Source organism: Actinomyces bouchesdurhonensis, from assembly GCF_900128465.1.
GTDB classification, from domain to species: domain Bacteria; phylum Actinomycetota; class Actinomycetes; order Actinomycetales; family Actinomycetaceae; genus Pauljensenia; species Pauljensenia bouchesdurhonensis.
In genome coordinates this window covers 255,516-261,138 of sequence record NZ_LT635866.1, presented here as the reverse complement: position 1 = coordinate 261,138, position 5,623 = coordinate 255,516, and the positions used below count along the sequence as shown (strand labels likewise).

The 5,623-nt window shown below is 65.3% G+C and carries 4 protein-coding genes, 2 pseudogenes and 1 other annotated feature; of the genes and pseudogenes, 2 read left to right on the top strand and 4 right to left on the bottom strand.

Translation table 11 applies throughout. The annotated features are described in order from the left end of the window. From BQ7477_RS03640 to BQ7477_RS03625, 3 genes and pseudogenes are all read right to left on the bottom strand, one after another. Window positions 1–299: pseudogene (locus tag BQ7477_RS03640) on the bottom strand (hypothetical protein); the annotation flags it as partial. 856 nt (window positions 300–1,155) lie between these two features. Then, window positions 1,156–1,284, bottom strand: a sequence feature (AL1L pseudoknot). Further along, window positions 1,245–1,562 carry a transposase gene (locus tag BQ7477_RS03630; protein WP_073982845.1) on the bottom strand — a complete coding sequence of 106 codons (318 nt, stop codon included), beginning with the start codon at window positions 1,560–1,562 and terminating at the stop codon, window positions 1,245–1,247. (Overlaps the previous feature by 40 nt.) A gap of 353 nt (window positions 1,563–1,915) precedes the next feature. Further along, on the bottom strand, window positions 1,916–2,938 hold the full coding sequence (locus BQ7477_RS03625; protein WP_073982844.1) for a LacI family DNA-binding transcriptional regulator: 1,023 nt from the start codon (window positions 2,936–2,938) through the stop codon (window positions 1,916–1,918). Between the two features lie 300 nt (window positions 2,939–3,238). On the opposite strand from BQ7477_RS03625, the gene BQ7477_RS03620 reads away from it, so the two are divergent. Both BQ7477_RS03620 and ptsP read left to right on the top strand, forming a co-directional pair. Continuing rightward, window positions 3,239–3,505, top strand: a complete 267-nt coding sequence (locus tag BQ7477_RS03620) for an HPr family phosphocarrier protein (RefSeq protein WP_073982843.1) — start codon at window positions 3,239–3,241, stop codon at window positions 3,503–3,505. Window positions 3,506–3,509: 4 nt separating this feature from the next. Next, window positions 3,510–5,192 (top strand): phosphoenolpyruvate--protein phosphotransferase, encoded by a 1,683-nt coding sequence (gene ptsP, locus BQ7477_RS03615; protein ID WP_073982842.1) that lies wholly within the window; start codon window positions 3,510–3,512, stop codon window positions 5,190–5,192. A gap of 83 nt (window positions 5,193–5,275) precedes the next feature. Here the strand turns inward: ptsP and BQ7477_RS03610 are convergent. Beyond that, window positions 5,276–5,623: pseudogene (locus BQ7477_RS03610) on the bottom strand (hypothetical protein); the annotation flags it as partial.

Genomic DNA, 5,623 nt, shown 5'->3' with positions numbered 1-5,623 from the left:
GACGCGCCGCCCGAGGCAGCCTGAGCGCCCAGGCCAGCCCCGGCCTCGTCGGCGGGGGGAACGGACTCGCCCGTGGAGGCCGGATCGAAGGCCGTGCGCGCGCCCGCCCCGGTGAAACCGCCCGCCGGAGCTGGCTCGGAGGGCATCTGCGTGTTCGGCTCGTCGCGGAAGACCGCGAGGGGATCTGACGTGGGCATCTCAACCGTCGCGTCCGGGACAGCATCAGGGATCGTGGGCAGCGGCGTCGTTGCGTCGAATTCGGGTAGCTGCATGGTCTGGTCGTCGTTCGAGGTGGTCATTGTCGTGATCCTTCCTCAGTTACCCGACTGGGAGTCGGTGGGGGTGGGTGACGGAGTAGAGCTGGGCGTCGCGCTGGAGGTCGGCGCCGACGTGGAACCCCACGTGCCGGACGCGTCTGGGGCCTGGAGGATTGTCAGGTTATCCAGGTCGGCCTCGCTGGTGATGATGACCGTGATTCCGCCAAGCGAGGGGGTGCCCCACGAGGGGGATGCAACGCTCTGGTCCGAGCAGCGTTTCAGTGGGGCAGCCCAGCCGTCGCCCTCCATGTTGGTGGCCACTGAGTTGATGTCCGACTGGCACACGATCTGGACGGGTTGTCCTTCGGCGACCTTGATCGTCAGGTTCTGCCAGGCCTGCCAGTCGACCAGGATCGATTTGGTGGTGCCTGCGGGCGCCCCGGTCAAGTCGAGGGTGACGGTCCCGAGGGGGCCTGGGCCGTGTACGGCGTCCACGGTCCAGTCTACGGTTGTGGCGCTGGTGGAGTTCTGGACCGATGTGGAGATCGTGCGGATGGTCTGGTGGGTGGCCTCGGTGCCGAGGGCTGCCGTGGGTAGTGCTGCGATGATGCCGATGATGGACAAGGTGGTGAGCCAGCCGGCGCTGCGGTCGCGCAGGGCGGCAACCGCCAGGCAGGCACCGACGATGAGTAGGCACACGCCGCCGCCGATGACGATGATGCGGGCAACGGTTTGGTCGGTCGTTGCGCCCGTGATGAAGGGGATTGTGGGTCCNCATTTTGCGCACCCCGAACACACAGTAGTTCTCCTCCCACACGCGTCTGATCACGTCTGTGAGCGCCTCGTCGCGCACGCTGCGCGCCGACAAGGGGCGCGCCCGAGCGGCGTAATAACTACTGGGAGCAACCCGCACCCCTAACTGGGATAAAGCAGTGCAGATCGGCTCGACTCCCCACCGATGCCGGTTGGCCTCGATGAAATCGTAGACTAGCGTCCGAGGCGACCTGGCTCCGCCCCGAAAAAAGCTGACGCCGCCTTCAAAATTTCGTTGGCTCGCCGTAGCTCACGGTTCTCAGCTTCCAGCGCCCGGATATGGGCCTCTTGATCACTGACCTCGCCGCGCTCATTGCGTCCGCCCTGCTCCACGGCGCGCACCCACGTACGTAGCGCCTCAGGATTGATCCCCAACTGGCCGCTAATGCGCTTAATAGCACCCCTACGCCGCTCGGGATCAGCACGAGCCTCCAACGCCATACGCGTCGCACGCTCACGCAACTCCATCGAATACTTACGCTGACCAGACATCCCAAACCTCCAATCCGGCCTAAGACACTCTCCACAATACCCGGGACGGCTCACTGCTCGCAGTAAAGGGCTGAACCTGCGGACGGGGGCCTGCCCGCAGTAAAGGGCTGAACCTGCGGACGGGGGCCTGCCCGCAGATTACGGCCGAACATGCAGATACGGCCGAACATGCGGATAGGTGCTGCGCACGCGGATAGGTTACGACAATGCGGGTAGCTAATGAACCTATCCGCAAGCCAATAACCTATCCATATGCGAACAACCTATCCGTGTGTGCATCCGCGGGAAAGCTTCGCAAGATAAGGAATAAGTCGGGCGGGCAGGGATCGGTGACAGCCTGCCGCAAGGCGCCCTCACAGGTTCAGCGATCGCCCCGGTATCAGCGTGCCCGGGAACTCGAGCGTGGGAGCGGGAGGCGCCCCGGCCTCGTCAACTGCGCGCCTAGCCGCGCCCTCCATCTGTTCTAAGAGAATATCGACGGCGGCACGGGCGATCTGCTCGATCGGCTGGCGGATCGTCGCCAGGTGAGGCAGGGCGCGGCGCATCGTTTCCGTGCCGTCGAACCCGATGACGGACAGGTCGCCGGGCACCGACAGGTCGCGTGTGCGCGCCCACTCGAGGACCTCGGCGCCCGCCAGGTCATCCGTGGCAAAAATGCCGTCGATGGGGGCGACGGCGCGCGCCTCATCGAGGCGGCTCTGCACCATCGCGAAGCGGCGCGGAGTCGGCGTGTCGAACGGGACGGTGATGACGCGCGCCTGGCATCCGGCGCGTTCGGCTTCAGCGCGGAAACCCGCTTCGCGCAGGTTACGTGGTCCCGAACGGGAGGTGAGCAACAGTAGGTGGCGGCACCCCGCGTCCAGGAGTGCGCGCGTGGCCATTGCGCCCGCCTCCCGGTTCGCGCAGCGAACGTTCGGGATCGACGGGCTCAGCTCGCGGTCGATGGTGACCAGGGGCATGCGGATCGTGTCGTATTCCCCCAGGCCTTCGTTGTGCGCGCCGGAAATAATGCCGTCCACGCGGTTGCCCACGAGCAGGGACAGGTATTCGCGCTCGCGGTCGGCTCGACCCATCGAGTTGCAGATGAGGATGCGGTACCCGGCGTCGGCCAGGGCGTTTTCGACCTCGACGCCGAGCTCGCCGAAGAAGGGGAGAGACACGGCGGGCACGATGAGGCCCACGGTCTGGGTGCTCTTGCCGTGGAGGGCGCGGGCCAGCGAGTTGGGGCGGTATCCCAGGGCCTCGATGGCGTCCGCCACGGAGCGCTTGGTTTTGTCCGACAGGTAGCCGCGGTTGTTGAGGACGCGCGACACGGTCGTCGGGCTGACGCCGGCGAGCTGGGCGACGTCGGCCAGCGTCGGTTCGCGGGAGCTCATGCTCGCTTTCCTTTCGTCGGTACCTCTCTAGTGTATCGGTAGGTGGGTGGATGGTCGCGTGTCGCCGCGTCGAGGCTCAAACGAGGCCGTGGCTGGGTCGTTGTTTGTCTGGCGGTTGTTGGGATCGGTGGGGGTTGGTGGGGAGCTGTCGGTATGGTTTGTTGGGATCGGTGAGGGTGATTCATCCCATTAGGCCGCGTGGTGGGATGGAGTTTTCAAATGAGTGCACTACGTCATAGTATGGGCGGTACGGGTCCACGTGTCTGACGATGGACATACCCGCATTCGAAAGGAACGACTATGATTTCCCGCACCGTTGCAATTGGTTCCTCCGTTGGTCTCCATGCGCGTCCCGCCTCCGTTCTCGCCGAGGCCGTCGATGACTCCGGCGTTGAGGTCACGATCGCGTTTGATGGCGAGGAGGCCGACGCTGCGTCGCTTCTCGAAATCATGACCCTGGGTGCCAAGCACGGCGATGTCGTCACCCTGTCGACCGAGGATGATTCCGCGGGCGAGGTGCTTGATTCGCTCGTCGCGCTGCTCTCGCGTGACCTTGATCAGGAGTGAGCTGATGGCGACGCACGACGTTCTGCATGGTATCGGCGTTTCTGCCGGTACCGCTGCTGCGCCCGCCGCGATCGTTCAGCCTGCGCCCGGCGTTGACACGTCGGAGCCGGGCAGCGTTGATGCTGCCGCTGACGGTGCGCGCGTTCGTGAGGCGCTCGCGGCTGTTTCTTCGCGCCTGACGGAACGCGCGGCGAAGGCGCCGGAAGAGACGAAGGCGATCCTGAAGGCAACCGCCCAGCTTGCGGGTGACCGCGGGTTGGCGAAGGCTGTCGACAAGAAGCTGAAGAAGGGCCTGGGCGTGACGCAGGCTGTCCATGACGCGGTTGAGGACTATGCGCAGATGCTGCGTAGCCTGGGCGGCTACATGGCGGAGCGCGCGACCGACCTGTACGACGTGCGTGATCGCGCGATCTGTCAGTTGCGTGGGCTTCCCGAGCCGGGTGTTCCCGCGTTTGAGGGGTCAGTTATTCTGGTGGCTCGCGACCTGGCTCCCGCTGAGACTGCGACGCTGAACCCGGATACAGTCCTCGGCATCATCACCGAGGTCGGTGGGCCCACGTCACACACCGCGATTCTTGCTGCTCAGCTGGGTATTCCCGCGATCGTCAAGGCCGAGGGAATCATGGCGGTCGAGGAGGGTACCATCCTGGCGCTCGACGGCGGTGTTGGTGAGGTGATCATCGCGCCGACCGATGATGAGGTGACGCTACTGAAGGAGCGTTCGCTGCGCCGTGCGCGTGCCCTGGCTGGTTCGACCGGTAAGGGAGCAACCTTCGATGGTTACCCGGTCAAGCTCCTGGCTAACATCGGAACGGTCGACGACGCGCTCAAGGCCTCGAAGGTGGACCTGGAAGGTTCGGGTCTGTTCCGCACGGAGTTCTTGTTCCTGGAGCGCTCGGATGCTCCGTCGTTGGAGGAGCAGACGGACACCTACACGAAGGTCCTGGAGGCTTTCGGTGAGCGCCGTGTTGTCGTGCGTACGCTCGATGCTGGCGCGGACAAGCCGCTGAGCTTCGCGAATCTGGGTGCCGAGGAGAATCCCGCCCTGGGCGTGCGTGGCCTGCGCCTGTGCCAGAGGCGTGAGGACCTCATCGACACTCAGCTGAAGGCTCTCGCTGCCGCGTACAAGGCGACCGGCGCAGAACTGTGGGTCATGGCCCCGATGGTTGCCACCGCCAGCGAAGCGACCTGGTTCGCGGACAAGGCGCGAGGCTACGGCCTGCCCAAGGTCGGCATCATGATCGAGGTGCCCGCGGCCGCTCTGCGCGCCGAGCAGCTCCTGACGATCGTGGACTTTGCCTCCATCGGCACGAACGACCTGACGCAGTACACGATGGCCGCTGATCGCCTCGACGGTAACCTGGCGCCGCTTCTTAACCCGTGGCAGCCGGCTGTCCTGGAGATGATCCGTACCGCTTGCAATGGTGGTCGTGCGACCGGTAAACCCATTGGCGTGTGCGGCGAGGCCGGAGGGGATCCGCTGCTGGCGCTGGTTCTCACGGGCCTGGGCGTCGCATCCTTGTCGATGGCCCCGTCGAAGGTCAATGCGGTTCGTGCGGCCCTGCGCATGCACGACCTGGCGACTTGCCAGCAGATGGCTGCTTTCGCGGTGGATGCGCCCAACGCGAAGGAGGGGCGTGAAAACGTCCTGAAGCTGGTGGCTCCCGCCATGCTGGATCTGCTCTGATTCGGCAGCACTGACACGCATATTGACGGGGGTGGGTCCGAACCAATGGTTCGGACCCACCCCCGTAGCGTTTACCTGCGACGTTAGTTGAAGCGGATCGCGTCTGCGGCGCTCGTCATGTTCGTCGTCGAGTCCTTGTGTTCTTTGGGTCGTCCCGAGAAGATCGCGGTGACGATCAGGATGACGCCGAGAGCGCCGATGGCGCTGATGCCGAGGATCGGCAGGTTGAAGGTCGGGATGTATGCTTCGGCGATCAGGAACGCGCCGACCATGCACACCAGGATCGCCCAGGTGAAGGCGCCGACGCGCACGCCTCTGCTGGGTGCCTCGGGCAGGTCACGGATGCTGGCGGGCCAAGCGGGAGCGCTCCACGTCTGAGCTCCTGAAGCCTGAGTCCCGGGCGCGTGAGCGCCCGACGCGCCCGCGGCCCC